The organism is Endozoicomonas sp. ALD068, assembly GCF_049310145.1.
Lineage (GTDB): Bacteria > Pseudomonadota > Gammaproteobacteria > Pseudomonadales > Endozoicomonadaceae > Endozoicomonas_A.
Map to the genome: position 1 here is coordinate 98,436 of NZ_JBLYNU010000004.1, position 17,219 is coordinate 115,654.

19 protein-coding genes are annotated in these 17,219 nt (G+C 47.4%); 13 read left to right on the forward strand and 6 right to left on the reverse strand.

The features are described 5' to 3' along the window. Positions 1 to 3: 3 nt before the first annotated feature. From ACO6V5_RS00430 to frdD, 11 genes are all read left to right on the forward strand, one after another. Positions 4 to 1,497, forward strand: coding sequence for a hypothetical protein (locus tag ACO6V5_RS00430; protein WP_422134880.1), 1,494 nt, complete (start codon positions 4 to 6; stop codon positions 1,495 to 1,497). Between the two features lie 54 nt (positions 1,498 to 1,551). Continuing rightward, the gene (locus ACO6V5_RS00435; RefSeq protein ID WP_422134879.1) at positions 1,552 to 2,826 is read left to right on the forward strand and encodes a TyeA family type III secretion system gatekeeper subunit; all 1,275 of its coding nucleotides are present in this window, start codon (positions 1,552 to 1,554) and stop codon (positions 2,824 to 2,826) included. Between the two features lie 76 nt (positions 2,827 to 2,902). Beyond that, on the forward strand, positions 2,903 to 3,274 hold the full coding sequence (locus ACO6V5_RS00440; RefSeq protein ID WP_422134878.1) for a hypothetical protein: 372 nt from the start codon (positions 2,903 to 2,905) through the stop codon (positions 3,272 to 3,274). A 62-nt stretch (positions 3,275 to 3,336) separates the two neighbouring features. Further along, positions 3,337 to 3,753 (forward strand): EscI/YscI/HrpB family type III secretion system inner rod protein, encoded by a 417-nt coding sequence (locus tag ACO6V5_RS00445; protein ID WP_422134877.1) that lies wholly within the window; start codon positions 3,337 to 3,339, stop codon positions 3,751 to 3,753. Between the two features lie 78 nt (positions 3,754 to 3,831). After that, the gene (gene sctJ / locus ACO6V5_RS00450) at positions 3,832 to 4,623 is read left to right on the forward strand and encodes a type III secretion system inner membrane ring lipoprotein SctJ (RefSeq protein ID WP_422134876.1); all 792 of its coding nucleotides are present in this window, start codon (positions 3,832 to 3,834) and stop codon (positions 4,621 to 4,623) included. Next, positions 4,620 to 5,327, forward strand: a complete 708-nt coding sequence (locus ACO6V5_RS00455; RefSeq protein WP_422134875.1) for a SctK family type III secretion system sorting platform protein — start codon at positions 4,620 to 4,622, stop codon at positions 5,325 to 5,327. The genes sctJ and ACO6V5_RS00455 overlap by 4 nt, the downstream gene beginning before the upstream one ends. Further along, complete coding sequence (locus ACO6V5_RS00460; protein WP_422134874.1) at positions 5,306 to 5,971, forward strand: HrpE/YscL family type III secretion apparatus protein; 666 nt, start codon at positions 5,306 to 5,308, stop codon at positions 5,969 to 5,971. Before ACO6V5_RS00455 ends, ACO6V5_RS00460 begins: the two co-directional genes overlap by 22 nt. A gap of 444 nt (positions 5,972 to 6,415) precedes the next feature. Further along, positions 6,416 to 8,218 carry a fumarate reductase (quinol) flavoprotein subunit gene (frdA, locus tag ACO6V5_RS00465; protein WP_422410737.1) on the forward strand — a complete coding sequence of 601 codons (1,803 nt, stop codon included), beginning with the start codon at positions 6,416 to 6,418 and terminating at the stop codon, positions 8,216 to 8,218. Between the two features lie 14 nt (positions 8,219 to 8,232). Beyond that, positions 8,233 to 8,979 carry a succinate dehydrogenase/fumarate reductase iron-sulfur subunit gene (locus ACO6V5_RS00470; RefSeq protein WP_422138700.1) on the forward strand — a complete coding sequence of 249 codons (747 nt, stop codon included), beginning with the start codon at positions 8,233 to 8,235 and terminating at the stop codon, positions 8,977 to 8,979. Further along, a complete protein-coding gene (locus ACO6V5_RS00475) occupies positions 8,979 to 9,365 on the forward strand; it encodes a hypothetical protein (RefSeq protein ID WP_422410739.1) in 387 nt (128 codons plus the stop codon). The genes ACO6V5_RS00470 and ACO6V5_RS00475 overlap by 1 nt, the downstream gene beginning before the upstream one ends. A gap of 11 nt (positions 9,366 to 9,376) precedes the next feature. Next, positions 9,377 to 9,727 (forward strand): fumarate reductase subunit FrdD, encoded by a 351-nt coding sequence (frdD, locus tag ACO6V5_RS00480; protein ID WP_317145485.1) that lies wholly within the window; start codon positions 9,377 to 9,379, stop codon positions 9,725 to 9,727. 70 nt (positions 9,728 to 9,797) lie between these two features. Here the strand turns inward: frdD and ACO6V5_RS00485 are convergent, their stop codons facing one another. Further along, entirely contained in the window at positions 9,798 to 10,517 is a 720-nt protein-coding gene (locus ACO6V5_RS00485; protein WP_422134870.1) for a hypothetical protein, read from the reverse strand. A 200-nt stretch (positions 10,518 to 10,717) separates the two neighbouring features. On the opposite strand from ACO6V5_RS00485, the gene ACO6V5_RS00490 reads away from it, so the two are divergent. After that, positions 10,718 to 11,722, forward strand: coding sequence for an adenosine deaminase (locus ACO6V5_RS00490; RefSeq protein WP_422138698.1), 1,005 nt, complete (start codon positions 10,718 to 10,720; stop codon positions 11,720 to 11,722). After that, positions 11,715 to 12,404, forward strand: coding sequence for an SDR family oxidoreductase (locus ACO6V5_RS00495; protein ID WP_422134868.1), 690 nt, complete (start codon positions 11,715 to 11,717; stop codon positions 12,402 to 12,404). The genes ACO6V5_RS00490 and ACO6V5_RS00495 overlap by 8 nt, the downstream gene beginning before the upstream one ends. 42 nt (positions 12,405 to 12,446) lie before the next feature. Here the strand turns inward: ACO6V5_RS00495 and ACO6V5_RS00500 are convergent, their stop codons facing one another. From ACO6V5_RS00500 to ACO6V5_RS00520, 5 genes are all read right to left on the reverse strand, one after another. Then, on the reverse strand, positions 12,447 to 13,139 hold the full coding sequence (locus ACO6V5_RS00500; RefSeq protein WP_422134867.1) for an anti-sigma factor: 693 nt from the start codon (positions 13,137 to 13,139) through the stop codon (positions 12,447 to 12,449). Then, positions 13,124 to 13,696 carry a sigma-70 family RNA polymerase sigma factor gene (locus ACO6V5_RS00505; RefSeq protein ID WP_422134866.1) on the reverse strand — a complete coding sequence of 191 codons (573 nt, stop codon included), beginning with the start codon at positions 13,694 to 13,696 and terminating at the stop codon, positions 13,124 to 13,126. The genes ACO6V5_RS00500 and ACO6V5_RS00505 overlap by 16 nt, the downstream gene beginning before the upstream one ends. Positions 13,697 to 13,941: 245 nt before the next feature. Then, positions 13,942 to 14,265, reverse strand: coding sequence for an Hpt domain-containing protein (locus ACO6V5_RS00510; protein WP_422134865.1), 324 nt, complete (start codon positions 14,263 to 14,265; stop codon positions 13,942 to 13,944). 65 nt (positions 14,266 to 14,330) lie between these two features. After that, positions 14,331 to 16,661: a DUF1631 family protein gene (locus ACO6V5_RS00515; RefSeq protein WP_422410745.1), complete on the reverse strand. Its 2,331-nt coding sequence runs from the start codon at positions 16,659 to 16,661 to the stop codon at positions 14,331 to 14,333. A gap of 168 nt (positions 16,662 to 16,829) precedes the next feature. Then, a complete protein-coding gene (locus ACO6V5_RS00520) occupies positions 16,830 to 17,108 on the reverse strand; it encodes a hypothetical protein (protein ID WP_422134863.1) in 279 nt (92 codons plus the stop codon). Positions 17,109 to 17,219 lie beyond the last annotated feature (111 nt).

Genomic DNA, 17,219 nt, shown 5'->3' on the forward strand with positions numbered 1-17,219 from the left:
ATTATGTCACAGGTAGGACAGACAGGCGCGTCACAGAATACGCCAGTGGACTATAGTTCCCAGACATCAGGGTCAGGTGGCACAGCGCCGCTGGATGAAGTCGGACGGGGAGATCTTGACGGCGAAAACCTTCGATATTCCCGTGAAAGCAAAAGTACCGAAGTTTTGAAAGGTCAACAGAAGAGAGCACCAGAGCTTGATAAACCCGGTGATGTCAAGCCCACCCATCTTGAAACAGCCAGTTCTGACGTCAACGATATCAGCAAGCAAACTCAGTCATCTCTTGAAAATACTCAGAAGCTGGCGGAAGGGTTGCGCACTGGTAACCTCAGCCCGGAACAGCAACAGCAACTGAAAAAAAACGCTGATCTTTTGAAAGGCAGCGCCGGTCTTATAAGTAACCTTCATGGCCATAATCTCGGAACTGCTGAGGGTAAGAGAAGTGTTCTTGCCGGAATGGGCTTCAGTCAGAGCCAGCTCGATGCCCTGATGTCACTGGCTGATCCGGATGATGCAGGCAACTCTCTGGCGTCCCTGCATGGCGGTGAATCAGCCTTACAGGGTAAAAAAGATGCTCTGAAGGCCATGGGTTTCAGTGAAAGTCAGGTGGATGCCTTGCTGTCACTGGCTGATCCGGATGATGAAGGCAATTCACTGATGTCAACTCATCAGGCCGGGTCCGGGAAAAATAAATCGGCCCTTGCCTCTCAGGGATTCAGCAATGCTCAGGCAGAACGTTTGACGGCTCTGTTGAACGGCCAGACATTTGGTACTGAACAACAGAAAGAACTACTGAAACAGATGGGGTTTAGTGATGCAGAAGCCGATGTGTTGCTGGCCACGGCCGATCCTCAATCGTTGAAAACTCAAGGTAAGCTTGCCCGATCAATAGATTCTAATCAGCTTGCTCATTTGCAAGAGATGGCAAAGGTCGCCAACGTACTATCAACAGGCAGCCCGATCGGTGACAGAGTGCTGCAACAGCTGGTGGACATTTTTACTGTGTTTGAACTCCTTCACGAGATGGGGGTTCAGGGTCGAAGAACCGCCAGAGAAACCAGGGCCGCTGAGTATGATGCAGCCAAGCAGGAAGTTTTGCACCAGGCCGAAGAAATGAGATCAGCGGCCCTCTACACTCTGATAGCAGGCACGATCAGCGGTACCATGAAAATAGGTGCAGGTATGATTGCAATTAATGGTGCACGGGGTGGTGGTTCCGCCGCTGAGAAGCAGATCAGGATGCAGTTGGCTACCCAGCAGGCTCAGATAGCGACGGGTGGGGGTGACATTGTTTCTGCGGGCGTTAACTATCACGCTTCAAAACACCAGGCATTACAGAAAGAGCATGAAGCCTACCAGAAAACCCACGAAAACTCGGCTCAGAGTGCATCTGAGTGGATGCAGTTGCAACAGGACATGGTGAAGACTGTTCAAAGTAAGATGGACGAAATTATACGAACCTGGTTCGAAACACTGAAAACCACTACACGAGGCTAAACAGAGACGTTCAATCTCTGAGGATTGCCGTCTACTGCATGCAGGAGGCATGACATGACTATTCCACTCGACAGGGCCGGTGGTGCATCAGCGCCATCGTTTCTGGAGAGTAACCAGAACGTTGCAGGCAACCAGGGAGCCAAAGGCAAGGTTGCCGGACAAACGGTTCAGGTTCGGTCTGATGCCACTTCTGCGCTGCTTGACAGTGCAGAAGAGCTTTCCATGGTCGCTGACCGCTTCAAGCAAACCAAACTCAAAGACAGAAAACTTTCCAGTGGTTCAGAACTCTCCGACAAGCTGCTTGAGCGCATCAAGAAAATACAGGCTATTCAGGAAACCCAGGCATTCAAGGATCTGGTTAACAATTTCAGTAATCAAACCAATCTCAACCCCAATCAGGTTCTCAAGCAGGCCCAGGAATTTTCGGACGACGTGCTTGAGCAATTTGCGGCACTGGATTTTGCCGCAGAATATTTTGAAGAGCAGGGAGACCAGGAAAAAGCCAATCAAATTCGTACGGCTCAGCAAAGCATCAGGGAAAAGAACCCGACACTGATCCAGGCTGGCCTCAATATCTCTGAGTCAGCAGCCGAGATGATCGAAGAGATGGGCTTTGATGTTGATGTTCGTACGGTCCGTGAAAGCTATGCCAACCTCATTGATTCAGCGAAGATGGATCATGTGCGTGATGACGGTTCACTCAAGACAACTTATCGCTATCTGGTAGAAACCTACGGAGCAGAGAATCTGGAAGGAGCTATTCAGGGACAACTTGATCTCCTTGCGACGGATTTGAACTGCACCACTCACTCCACTTCACCGGTCAGATTGAAAGTCATTATTGATGATATGAAAGGGCTGAAGATTCAGTCGGGTGTTCATGATGCCTGTTGCGAAGCTGAAGAGAGGCTGGAAAGAACATTCCCTGAAGAAAAAGTCGTTCGATTGGTGCTGATGGAAGAGATGCTCGATCTTGTCGATCAACAGTGGGTGACAGAGTCTGATTTTGAAAAATTGCCGTTAAAAATGAATCTGGAAAAACTGGAAGCTCATATTTTTGCGTTGACTTCCATCGTCGATATCGTGAGGTCCATTCCCGAAGAAGTATTTACCAATGATGAGACCAAACTGAATATGCTGTCTGCGGCAACAGACAGTCTGGATAGCAAAATTGAAGAGGAAGAGTCAGAGGCCATTGAAGAGGCTGATCTGGATGCCAAGCTGGATGATAGTTTTCTGGGTGAAGTAACCGCCTCTCTGGATTTGCCATCAAGTAAGAAAGTTGAAACGCCTTTTTTTGCTGCTGGGAAGGAACAAAAATCTCAGTAGCCACCATTGAAGACTCTACAGCTGAAAAAGGGCAGGGCGTGCCTGTGAAAGCTGTTTAGCACGAGGGAAGCAAGCTATGGATTGGCGCGATGAGGTGGTTTCGGATATCGGCCGGGGAATGGGTGTTGAGGGACTCAGTTTCGGCGTATCCGGAGTGATCAGCATGGAATTTGAATCAGAAAGGACCCTGTATCTGGAGACACAGGAAGAGGGTGTTCTGGTCTACATGGTTCAGGGATTGTCCCGATTCGATGCCTCCAAAAGTCTGGTTTACGCGCTAAAAAAGTGTCATTACACCCAGTCACTTGTGCTGCCATTGCAGGCAGGACTGAAAGGAGAAGAGGAACTGGTCTGGTTGATTTATCTCAATAATGAACAGTTCTCCCGTCCAACCGTCGAAAGTGCTATCGAAACAATAATAAGACAATCTGAGCAGCTTGCTGCTTAAGGCTCCGTAGGGTGGCAGGCTTGACCTGCTGAAAACTGTGACCAACTCAAGAGGTCTGTTATATGGCCGAAAATATTATCAACTCAAAAGGCCTGACAGAGAAAGCACTTGAATCTGCCGAAACCTTTGCCGTTCCGGAGAAAGTGGATGCAGGTGCGGCAGATAAATTTGGCAACTTGCTGTCAGGTGATGCCGATGGACAGCAGGCAATACAAGCTGCATCAGCTGTTGGTCAGCCAGAAGGGGGAGCCCTGACTCTGGGAGATAAGATTCTCAGAGGTATGCAGGGGTTAAGAGAGCATGTTGAAGCAGGTAAAGAGAATGTCGTCTCCAACCTGCAGCCTGGTGAAACCATGACCATGCAGGACATGTTTAAAACCCAGATGGCCATGACCAACCTGATGGTCACCGAGGACTACATAGGGAAGATTGTCAGTAAGAGTACCCAGACGTTTGATACTCTGCTGCGCAATCAGTAATTCCTGACGGAGTCCTGAAGCAGGTGCACAGCTGTCTGGTTATTTTGGATCCAGAAATACAGCCGGAGTCACCCGTTCATGATCAAGGGAACTGTGCACCGTACTCTGAAATACCTGGGAGTCATCTGTCTCAGCTTTCTGCTGGCCGGGTGTAAGGTTGAGCTCTACTCTGGTCTTTCTGAAAAGGAAGGCAATGATATGCTGGCTATCCTGCTGGATGGGGGCATACCTGCAGAGAAGCTCATTAATAAAGAAAAGATGGTGACCCTGATGGTGCCATCTGACGAAGTTTCACGTTCGATCAAGTTGTTGCGTGGTTATGGATATCCCAAGGAGAAGTACTCTTCCATTGGTGATATTTTTCCGAAAGATGGTCTGATCTCCTCACCCACTGAAGAGAGAGCTCGTTATACCTATTCCATGTCACAGGAGCTTTCATCAACATTATCCATGATTGATGGTGTCATCACCGCTCGTGTTCATGTGGTGTTGCCTCAGGAGCAGGATTCTCTGAGTGACGTCAATTACCCTTCATCGGCCTCTGTGTTTATCAAGTACACACCAGAGCTGGAGCTGGCGGGTTTCATTCCAAAGGTCAAAACACTGGTGTCTAACAGTATTGAAGGACTGTCCCTGGATAAAATCACGGTTTCTCTGTTTCCTGCTACCCGTATTAATCAGGGGAGCAGTGCTGCACCCAAAATGGAATCGGTATTTTTCGTTAAGGTCAATCCTTCTTCTGCAGGGGCTTTGAGAGGGGTTATCTATGGGCTCCTGTTTCTTTTGATCATGACCCTTGCTGGTTGTGGAGCACTGTATTGGATGATGTTTATGAAGAAAGGCAAGAAGAAAGTCAGGAAGACTGAATGAACACAGAGCAACCAAACCTTCAGATGGACCCTGAATTAGAACTGTTTCAGTCCATTGCTGAATTTAACCTGTACCTGGTGCGCTTTATCCATCACAGCTGGTTGCAAACCATCAAGTTATCACCATTGGTCAAACAGCTCAGAAAGGCCGGTAATGCAGATTTTCATCTGTCTCATTTTTTATTAAAAGAGTTTGATCTTAGCAACGACTTTGATTACGACTTTGATGAAAAGCACAAAAGAGTAGCGCTGGCTGACGAAGAAGCCATTACAAAACTGGCTTTTTATTTGGGTATTATTCTCAACGAAAGTGTTATTCGAAATACCCTTCGTAAGCGGGAAAGGCTGTTGCTAAAGAAAACGTTGGGTGAGGATGGGTTTCGTTTCGCGGTTAAAAAGGCGCAGTTTTTCAGTCGCATCGGAACTGATCTGGGGCCAAGTTTTTTGATTGACTGGGATCATCTCGATAGTTTTAAACGATATCTTACGCAATCCGGTTTTCAGGTGCTTGGAAGGGCTTTCTCAGAGAGTTCTCCTGCCTTTATCAAAAGGCTGGAATTAAAACTGCCTGTTTCATTTCGCGATACTATCTGGAGTTCAGACCGGAGTTCAGAGAAATCGGACCTGGATATCAATCAGTGCAAGACACTGGTCGTTAAAGTTCATAAAGAGGTGAATAGAGAATGGCGTCACCTGTTCGTCTGACTTCCGGACAGTTGACGATTGACCCGTCAGCGAAAGTCCTGAAATCACAAGATTATGCAGACTATCTTGAGTCTGAAGAAATCGTCAGCAAAGCTCGGGAGCATGCCAGAGAAATACTGGAGCAGTCTCGTCAGGCCTATGAGAAAGAAAAGCAGAGAGGTTTTGAAGAAGGTTTAGCAGAAGGTAAGGTGGATCAGGCTGAGCAGATGCTTAAGGTTGTCAGTCGAACCATAAACTATCTCTCAGAGGTGGAGAAAGCCCTGGCTGATATTCTGATGTCGGGGATTAAAAAAATAATTGGTGAATATGATCAGGAAGAACTTGCCGTAAGTCTGGTAAAAAATGCCCTACAGCATGTCAGAAATGAGAAGCAAGTCACCATACGTATCCCTCCCAGTCAATTCAAGATGGTTAAAGCAAGACTCAATGAAATACTGGGGGAATACAAAGGTGTAGGCTTTATAGATCTTGTTTCGGATGAGCGTCTGTCTACCGGTGACTGTATCATGGAGAGTGACATCGGGGTTGTTGATGCCAGTGTGGATCTGCAAATCAAGGCGCTACAAAAACGCTTTGAAAGAATTAACTCTGAAGCTGTAACCAGTATTACCAACGATCACTCCATGTTCGATGAGCCAAAATGATTGTGATTCATATATAACGCGATAACCTTCCCTGATCGTTTTTTCTCAGTCCCTGAGTCATATTCAGATACTGGCTTACCCGTATTTTTGGTGTGAATAATAATGGTTCGGACATTGTACTCCCCCTGTGAGAGTCAGTATGTGTTAAATACTCATAACTATGAGATTTGAACTGATTGTTTAAGATGTTCTTAGTGAGTATATTCAACTTATTAACTTATTAATGGGTTTGGTTGGCCACTGTCATTGCATCAGCCATAAAGAGCATTGAATAGAGCTATACTGGCTTTCAATGTGAGCATTGAAAATCCAACCATCCATCAGGCAGTAGCCAGAGATTACCCAAAAGGTTTCCTTTCTGACGATTTCACTCACCCCTGTCCGGTTTTGATGAAGGCTGCTGCCTGACTGAAAGGCCGGACCTTCAGAAGAGGTTGGCATAAAATGCAGGTCATTAAGACCGATGTTGCAATTGTAGGTGCTGGCGCTACTGGCCTTCGTGCAGCTATAGCGGTTGCAGAAAAAGACCCAAACCTGAATATCGCACTGCTTTCAAAAGTCTACCCGATGCGCAGTCACACTGTGGCAGCAGAAGGGGGGTCGGCTGGCGTTATTCAGGATCATGACTCTTTCGAGAATCACTTCAAGGATACCGTTTCGGGTGGTGACTGGCTCTGTGATCAGGATGCTGTCGATTACTTTGTTCAGAATGCTACTGAAGAAATGATTCGGCTGGAACACTGGGGATGTCCATGGAGCCGGAAACCGGATGGTAATGTTAATGTACGTCCATTTGGCGGTATGAAGATTGAGAGAACCTGGTTTGCTGCTGACAAATCCGGCTTCCACATGTTGCACACGCTTTACCAGACATCTGTCAAATATCCTGCTATTGAACGTTTTGACGAGTACTTTGCTACTGACCTGATTGTTGAAGAGGGCCGTATTCAGGGTGTGGTGGCTATTGAAGTTAAAACCGGTGAGCCGAAGGTTTTTCTGGCTAAAGCCGTGATTATGGCAACCGGTGGTTCTGGTCGTGTATTCCGCTTCAACACTAATGGTGCCATTGTGACCGGTGATGGTCATGGCATGGCTATGAGAGCGGGTGCGCCCCTGAGAGATATGGAGTTTGTTCAATATCACCCAACCGGTCTGCCCGGTTCAGGAATTCTGATGACGGAAGGATGTCGTGGTGAAGGCGGTATTCTCCTCAATAAGCATGGCTATCGCTATTTGCAGGATTACGGCCTGGGTCCGGAGACACCGGTGGGTCAGCCAAAGAACAAGTACATGGAACTGGGCCCACGTGACAAGCTCTCTCAGGCTTTCTGGAATGAGCAGCGCAAGGGCAATACCATTGAAACCCCTCTGGGTGATGCCGTACTGCTGGATCTTCGTCACCTGGGTGAAAAAACACTGATGGAGCGCCTGCCGCTGATCTGCTCACTGGCTAAAAACTATGTAGGTGTTGATCCTGTTCATCAGCCTGTCCCGGTTCGTCCTGCGGTTCATTACACCATGGGGGGGATCCGGACTGATATCAACTGTGCCGCCGATATTCCCGGCCTCTTCGCTGCGGGTGAATGTGCCAGCGTAGGTATGCATGGTGCCAACCGTCTGGGCTCAAATTCGCTGGCAGAAACGGTGGTATTCGGTGCCCTGGCGGGTGATAAAGCAGCTGGGTTTGCTCAACAGGCTGTAATGTCCAATGAGAAAAAGCTAATGGATCAGGCGAAGATGCACCTGGCCAGCATCGAAAGCCTGCGCAACGCAAAGGGTACTGAAAAAGCTTCTCACATTCGTCATGAGATGGCGAAAACTATGGAGCGTTGTTTTGGTATCTATCGAATCGGCGAAGAGATGCAGGAAGGGGTCGACAAGATTGCAGAGCTTCGTGAGCGCTTTCGTAAAGTTCGGGTTGAAGACCGCAGCAAGGCTTTCAACACTGAGCTCTTGCAGGCTTTTGAGTTGCAAAGCTCTCTCGCTGTCGCTGAAACCATGGCTGTAGGCGCCCTGAATCGCAAGGAGTCTCGTGGTGCTCACCAGCGGATTGATGGCTTCGAACACCGTGACGACGAGAAGTTCCTGAAACACACTCTGGCCTACTATAACGGTGACTCAGCTCCCCGTTTGGACTACCAGAACGTCAATATTACTCGTTATCAGCCAGAAGAGCGTGTTTACGGTGCAGCGGCTGAGAAGGGCACTGTGGCTGAAAAGAGTGCTGCGGCTTCTGATACAAAGTGACGGGAGAGCTGAAAATGAGTCACAAGACAATCAACATCGAGATTCTGAGGTACAACCCGGAAAGCGATGAGAAGCCCGTTTATGGCAAGTTTGAGGTGCCTTTCCTTGATGAGTGGTCCATGTTGGATGCCCTTGAATACATCAAGGACGAACTGGACTCTTCCCTGGCCTATCGCTGGTCTTGCCGTATGGCTGTCTGCGGTAGCTGCGGTATGGTCATTAATGGAACACCAAAGCTGGGTTGTGAGACCTTCCTGAGGGATTACAAGGGCACTATCAAGGTAGAACCTCTGGCTAACTTCCCGATTGAGCGGGATCTGGTGGTGGATGCAGAAGACTTTATCAAAAAACTGGAGTCCGTTAAGCCCTACATCATCAACGCAATGGAAAAACCGGTTGCAGAAGGTGTGAACAGACAGACACCCAAAGAGTTGAGCCTTTACAAGCAGTTCTCCAGCTGCATTAACTGCATGCTTTGCTATTCAGCCTGCCCGCAAATGGGAATTAATCCGCTGTTTACGGGCCCAGCCGTTATTGCACTGGGACACCGTTATAATCTGGATACGCGGGATGATGGTTATGATGAGCGTACCGAAGTCATTCAGGGCAAGAATGGTGTTTGGTCCTGTACCTTCGTGGGCTATTGCTCAGAGGTCTGCCCGAAGAATGTCGATCCGGCTGCTGCTATCAACCAGAACAAGTTGCAGGGTGCCCAGGACTGGGCTTTGTCTTTCCTGATGCCGCGTAAAGGAGGCAAGTGATGAGTCGTCGTCCTTATGTGCGCCCCATGAAGCGCACCTGGTATAAGGATCATCCTTTTTACCGCACCTATATGGTCAGGGAAGCAACCTCTCTGTTTGATGCGCTATACAGTATCAACCTGTTCTTCGGTATTCTTCAGCTAACCCGGGGAAAAGATGCCTGGGAGGCCTGGCTGTCTTTTCAGGCTAATCCTCTGATGATTTTGTTCACTGTTGTGACACTGGGGATGACTCTGTTTCATGCAGTCACCTTTTTTGATATGACACCACGGGTATTACCTCAGCAGATTCGCAAGATAGTGGCTGATAATGTGGTCAATAAACTGATGTATGCAGGTCTGGCAGCTGTTTCTGTCATTATTTTTGCAGCTCTAGTGCGGTTTTGAGGGAGAGAGTCATGAGTCAGAAAAGACATATTGAGCCGTTGCTCTGGAGCCTGTTTGGCGCTGGTGGCACGACAATCGCCTTCTTCTTCCCGGCTGTGATCCTGGTGATCCTGGCGGTATCTCTGGGCGTGATTCCTGCAGAAGCGCTTTCTTATGAAAGAATGTCAGGTTTCTTCCTGAATAACCTGATTGGACAGTTGGTTCTTCTGGTCGCCCTGGTGCCTTCCTACTGGGCCTGTATCCACCGGATTTACCACGGACTGCATGATTTGGGTTTTCATCCGGGGGCAGGGTTGAAAGCACTGCTTTATGGAGCCACTCTGGTTTTGAGTGTGGTGACTGTGATGCTGGTACTGGTCTGAATTAAAGAGATTTCAGATCAAGAAAAGCCGTCAGACAGTGTTTGACGGCTTTTCTTCTTTCTAAGCCCGGTTATAAAGCGGACATTTCGATGCGAATCTGACGAAGTTGCTGCTCCAGGGCCTTCTGCTGATCAGGCGTCAGCTCCCCTTCCTGTAACTTCACCCCCAGTTTGTTGATCATCTGACTTAAAGAAGAGAGGCATTCTTTTTCCGTACGCTCAACCATTTCCGGGAGAAGGTCCTGCCCAAGCCTGCTGTTATCGAGGTAGTCATGGGCCCTGACTTTGGCAATGATTCTGACCGGGTTCTCTGAAGTGCCCAGCTGAGTCATATACTCACTGATTTGTTCAAATTGCTCTGTCAATGAAACGTCTGAAACCACCAGTTTACTGACGATATCTTCAGCAGTGAGCTGGCCAGCGAAGCCGGCTAACAGTTTCATGGCTCCATCTGACTGATTTTTTGGTAAGGTTGAGATCAGTTTATTCAGTTGATTCAGGTCCTTGATGAAGCGATCCATGGACATCTGAGCACCGACTAAATCACCCTCTTTAAAAAACTCCAACATCATGCCCAGTTCTGCAGGCGCCAATTTGCCTTCCGAGGGCGTTGTTTTGATACCTCTGGAGAGAATCGACTTGTTTCCTGGTCCTGACTCTGGCTTCTCTGATGAGAGATATTTCTTCGCTTGGGCGGGATCAGCAGACGCATTGCCTTCATCGACAAGGGGTTTTTTGGGGTCAAATTGTGTCTGGGGGAGCGGTTGTCCTGAGCCATCAATTTTCGACATAGTACCATTCCGTGGTTTTTAGCAAGAAAGGACGCCTGAAAGCGAAAGCATTCTTGCTGATATCGCTGCCTGATTTGCAGGCAGAGCAGTATTGTGAGTATCTTCTGAAAGAATAGCTCTTTTTAGCGTGGAAATGCAGTATTCATTCAAGAATGAACTCCCGACTTTCCTCAATGGCAGATGAAAAGGCAGACTCTTCCATGATTGACACGTTACCCAAAGCAGAGCTTCATCTGCATATTGAAGGTACTCTGGAACCCGAACTGATGTTTTCTCTGGCTGAAAGAAATAAAATCAGCCTTCCCTACCAAAGTATCGACGACGTCCGGGATGCCTACCAGTTTTCCAATCTGCAATCCTTTCTGGATATTTACTATGCTGGCGCCCGGGTTCTTCAGACCGGGCAGGATTTCTATGATTTGACCTGGGCGTATCTTGAGCGCTGTCAAAAGGACAATGTGATCCATACCGAGATTTTCTTTGACCCACAGACCCACACCGATAGAGGTATTGCATTTGGCACTGTGTTTGAAGGCATTGATGCCGCACTTCAGGATGGCAGGAAACAGCTGGGTATCAGCAGTCACATCATTATGTGTTTTCTCCGACACTTGGGTGCCGGGGCAGCGCTGAACACGTTTGAAATGTCGAAACCCTGGCATCAGAGAATGATTGCTGTCGGTCTCGACTCTACTGAGTTGGGGAACCCTCCGGAGATGTTTGCCGAGGTCTTTGACAAAGCCAGACAGGCTGGGTTGAAGACCGTTGCTCATGCAGGAGAAGAAGGTCCGGCAGAGTACATTTGGGGGGCTTTGAAGGCACTGAAAGTATTGCGGGTTGATCATGGTGTTCGATGCCTGGATGACGAAAGTCTGGTTCAATATCTGGTTGAGAACAAAATTCCTTTGACAGTGTGTCCCCTTTCGAACGTCAAGTTGTGTGTATTTGACAGACTGTCAGACCATAATCTTAAGCAGATGCTGGACAAAGGACTCTGTGTCACTGTCAATTCTGATGATCCCTCCTATTTTGGTGGTTATATCAATGACAATTTCCGTGCTACGCAGCAAGCGTTAGGGTTGGACGATCAGTCTGTTTATCAATTGATTCGAAACAGCTTCAATGCCAGTTTTCTTGAGCGTTCAGAAAGGTCTGAGTATCTGGCTCGTCTGGACAGTCTTTATGAGGAGTTAAGTGATGACTAAAACGGTGGTGGTGACCGGAGCAAACCGGGGTCTGGGTCTTGAGTATTGCAGGCAGTTTTTGGAAAAAGGCGACAAAGTCTATGCCTGTTGTCGGGCACCGGAGTCAGCGGAAGATCTGCTGAGGTTGAAGCAGCAACACCGTGAAAAGCTGGAGACGGTGCCTCTGGATGTAACCCATCCTGCACAGAGAACGAATCTGAAGAACACGTTGCAGGGAGAGCAGATCGATATACTGGTCAATAATGCGGGCATCTACGGTCAGCGACTAAAATTCGGCGAAGTTGAGTCTGAAGAATGGCTCAAGGTCATGAAAGTCAACACTATTGCACCTCTTTTGCTGGTGCAGGAGCTGGTTGAATTCATGCCTCAGGGTTCAAAGATTGTATTGATGACTAGCAAAATGGGCAGTATCGCTGATAACACAAGCGGTGGAAGCTATATTTATCGTTCCACAAAAGCGGCATTAAATGCCGTTGGCAAGAGTATGGCGCACGATCTGTCGGATAAGGGAATCAGTGTTGCTATCTGTCACCCGGGTTGGGTTTTGACTGATATGGGTGGACCCAATGCTCTGATTGATACCCGAATCTCCATAAAAGGACTGATTGCAGTGATTGAGCGGCTTGGGCTGGAGAACAGTGGTCAGTTTTTTAACTATGATGGTGCCCTGATCCCCTGGTAATCATAAGGTTAGACACTGCTTTTACAGGCAGTGTCTATGAGTTTAATAAGTCCGTGTACTCCAGTTTCCTTTGTTCAGAACAGGCCCCATATCCCAGCCGTTGGGTGCGCCCTTCTGGTCCTCCAGTGTGACTACAATCTTCGCTTTGGAAAGCTTTTCTGCCCACCCCCTGGGTATCGTCATCTCTTTAGTGCCTGATTCAGGCAGCATTCCCAGAGAAATGGGCTCAACACCATCCATCATCAACCATAGTTCACAGGCTTTCCCTTCAGGGACGGAATCAGGCTGAACGGTCTCCATGACCAGCTTTTTACTGCCCAGAGATGCGTTGAGAATCCACCCGGGGCTTTTTTCCTGATTATTGACGACATAAACGTACTCCATACCTGTCGGGTTGACCGATTGGAAGTTCGCCAGAGCCATCAAAAGAGCCAGGGCAACAGAGGCAAAAGCGGTACCTTGCCAGAACTTCAGGCTGCTCCAGAATGATTCTTTGTTGCTGGTGGCTTTCTGAATATTTTTCCAGATATATTTTGGCGGCTTCACAGGAAGTAAAGCCTCGTTCAGAACATCCAGATGCTCTCGCCATTCATCAACTTCACGCTGAGCATCGTGGCTCACGGCCATCAATACTTCAAATTGAGCTTTTTCATCGGGCGTCAGCAAACCGAGCACATAGTCTGCTGCAGCCTGATTTCTTTCATCAGGATTGCTCAGGTCTAAGCGGTCATGCATTCCTTCAACCTCATCAGTCCACGTCGAATCCATGTTTTCACGGTGCCAATAGGAACCTCCAGCTGGTTAGAAAGATTCTGATGAGTCATTCCATCAAAATAACTGAGTTCCAGACAGCGTCTCTGGTTATCATTCAGAGTTTTCAGACAGCGGTGAACCTCTTGACTGTTCTGCCTGTCCGTCACCATTTGTTCCTGGCTGGAACTCTGGTCGACCTGCAAGTCAAGGGTTTCCGTTTCCATCTGGGGCTCTCGTTTCAGCTTTCGCAAATGGTCCAGTGCCTGATTTCTGGCAATGGTGTTCATCCAGGTCATAGGAGCAGCCTTGCTGCTGTTATAGCTGGATGATGCCTGCCAGATTTTGATATAAACCTGCTGAAGGCAGTCTTCAGCAAGCTCCCTGTCTTTCAATATACGCAGGATCACGGCAAAGAGTTTCGCCGAAGTCTGCTGGTAAAGATTTTTTAAGGCTTTTTGTTCCCCCCGGGCACACCTGGCCAAGTCTTTAGCAAGGCTCTGTGGAGAGGGTGTTGATAGTGGGGTGGAGGTCAGACTCATTCCGCACGTTCTGTTTATGGGTTAAGAGGCGTTACTCTACCGGATAAATCGCTCCCATCAAACCTCCATAAAAGACTCGTATCCTGTTTGACTGTCTTAAAACAACAAAGAGTGCATGCAACAGTGGTTCTGTAGCCTTGATCCGGGTCATCGGAATGCTTCCGGTAACATTGGCTGCTGAGATTATCCGGCAGGATCTTTCCGGTTTGAGTACAGCTCCCGTCAGACAACTGTAGTCGTGGTCTTTACAGCTTTCTGATAGCTTCAGAAACACCGCTGTAACACTCTTTGATAGCAGAAAGTAATGATTCGAACTTCTCATTTTCAGCGCGTTTGCCGACTTCTTCGAGCTCATTGGTCAGCTGTATCAGCTGGCTGGCTCCCACAATCATAGAAGAGCCTTTGATTCGGTGTGCCAGGCTGGCGATCTCTTGATGCATCTTTTTTTCAACCGCTTGATCCAGAGACCTGAGATCTTCTTCTGTGGTGTTCAGGAATTCATCCAGAAGCGTCTGCATGAGAGGAGCATCTTCCTCGGTGAGCTGTCGCAGATTCCCAAGGTCGATCAATGGATACCTCCTTTTTATCTTGATCAGTTCTGGAGAGCATTCAGAATATGTGTCGTCGATAGATGCTAAAACTTCAGGAATTTGTTCATCACGGCATGCAGAGCCTTATCGAAGAACTGAGTGTCTTCAATAATACGGATGCGCTCATTTTCTATGCCGGACTTGAGTGCATAGCCGGACATTTCGGCAACTTTCATCCCAGAGCTGTTAACAAAGGTATAGCGATGGGTGACTGCATTGATAGAGGAGAGCTTGCAACGGAAATGCTGATCCTTCTTGCCTATGAATTCAACCCATTGGCCTACAATTAGTTGCACTCCGGTATGTTCATCAAGAGTATTCTTTTCGCTGACTTCGTCATCTTCTGAAACATTATCATCGACTTCAGGGGTAAGAGCACCTAATTCAAGGTCAGAATCATCTAACCTCTTACTCTGGAGTACGATCTCTTCGGTATCCGGTTCTGGATGCACTTCTTCTGCTGTTGAATCTTCGGGGGATACAGTAATGACTTCTTCTCTGGGGAATTCACTGGGTATTGATATTAGTGCGTCCAAATCATTCATCCATTCAACTACGATAAAGGGGTCATGACTGGTTTTGTTGAGGTAGTCGAGTAACATAGTTTTCAACAGAAGCCAGTCCTGAGTTGAGACTGAGTCACGGTGATCAGTTTGTAGATTCCATAACAAAATATCCAGTGTATTGATGGCATCGAACCATGAAACGTCTGTTGATTCTGAGTGACTAAGGACACTCTCCAGAATATCAGACCAAACTTCATTAACCAGCTTTTCCATGGACTCCGGGACTGTATATTGGCGTGTAGAAATAAGATTGGAGATGATGAACTGGAGCTCGTTGTTAACCTCGCCTGTCTCAGCTTCGGGATCAATAGCCTCGGTAATGTCAACCTCTTCATGTACGGCAGATTCAGTCTGATTGGGCTCTGTCGTGGTTTGATTCTGCTCTATGGAACCCCTGATTTTAAGTAGCTTTTCGTTAAAGTTTTTATGACAAATGGAAAATATTTCAGGGTTTTCTGTGAAGTGTTTGATAATGTACTTGATGGTGTCTTCAATCAACTCGATGACTGGCTTCTCGGTTTCTGGCTCCAGTGTCGTACGCATGCCAGCCGAAGTCATGTCATTGAGCAATTCTCTTGCCGCATGGTGGCGATCGGTTAAAAAATTTTCTTCCAGCAAAGTCAGTTTTAAAACGGGAATCTGAAGTAAGCCAATCAGTTTTTTAACTTCATCCGGTAACTCATGATCGTCCAGAATAAACTCGAACAGCATGCCGACCACGTTGATAAGGTCACGGTGCCTTGGTGATAGTTTTTGTTTTACGCCTTTGTCTTTCAAAGCGCTTTTTATAGACTCTGCCAGGCTGAAGATAGAGGCATTTTGACTTGAGAGCTCTTCTTGTATAGATGTCAGGGTGCTGGCTAGCTCGACGCTGGCAAACAGACTGGCATCGCAACTCACCGTAGCATCAGGAGCCTTTGACGGAGCATTCAGGAGTCCTTCTACTCTGGAAAGCAGCCTGTTTGCCAGCTCATTTATGAATGCTTCATTCCAGATGTGGGATGAGTCTTCCGTTTTTTGACTCGTATCAGGTGCAGGCGCTTCTTGCTTATTTCGGGGAACAGCATCTCTGCTGTTCCCCGCTGATAATACTTGAATGTGTTTCGATTTTGAAAAGGGTTCATCTTCAGGTATTTCTGCAATTTTTGTAGCCGGTTTACTGATTTCAAGGCCGATAGAGTCAAGGTAATCGTCTACTTCATGCCAGAGCTCCATCACTGCAGGCTTTATCTTGACAGCAAATTGTAAAAGCAGCTCCTGGGTCAGTTCCGGTTCCAGCTGAGCGGGAAATAGTGCCTGCGCAAAACTCTCACAGATCTTCTGAGCACCGAGTGGATTATTCTCCGGCTCATAATGGATTAATCCGGACAGCCTGTTTTGAATATTGTTGAAGTATTGAAGATGGTCATTCATGCTGAGCTGTCTGGCGGCAGACTGCCACGCCAGTTTTTTCTCAAGATCGCCATTGTCAATTAATGACAACTCACCCTGGGATATGGAGGTGTTTGTATTGTCCTCTTCTTCAAAATCATGAAAATGTTTTAATACTTCCATCCGGAAGTATTCTATGATTTCACTTTCTGATCTTATCAGGTTCTGCCTGGCTTCCATGAACTGCATAATTTGAACATTGTTTTCGCCAGCCTCAGAAAGCTCTACCAGATGTTGAATCAGGTCAGTAAGAATAGGATCGACAGGGGGGAATATCCTCTTTTGGAAAGCATTAATGAGAACGGTGTTTATTTCACCGACCTGAGAGAGTTTTGCCGAACTCGGTAGCGTTACAACATTGCTCAACGTTCCTGTCATAAATCTTACTACTCCTTGTATGACAATCAGATCTGAGTTTGGCTCTGGTCCTTTTATTGAGTGGCCTGTCTAACTGGCCTGAAACAGACTCAGGTTATGCCTCAAGCCAATGCATGTAGTTATTTGTCCTATTGAAATCTATCAAAAAAAAGTAAAAGAGCTAGAGGGTTAGCCCTCTTTTAACTCTTTAGATATTTCCCGAGCTTTCTCCATAGCCTTGTTAAAGCCATTTTTGAAAAGGTTCTCCCTGATCTGCCTTTGAAGCTCTTCCGGGCTGATCATGCCGTCTTCGACTTCACTAGCCTCACCTTCTTTCATCTCTGCCTGCTTCTTGAGATTAGCAAAGCGCTCAGCCTCAGCCGCATCAATTGGCTGTACCGGCTTGGTCGGTTCAACTTGACCACGGTTGGAAGGCTGGATGGGTTCAGCGTCATGGTTTGTGATCATGGTTCTCTCCCTGGGTTGAATATTCTGATGAGCGGTTATGTCTATCCTTGCTTATATCGCCCACAAACATTCTTCATTGTAGCTAAGTGGGCTGAAAGTTTACCTGAGAGC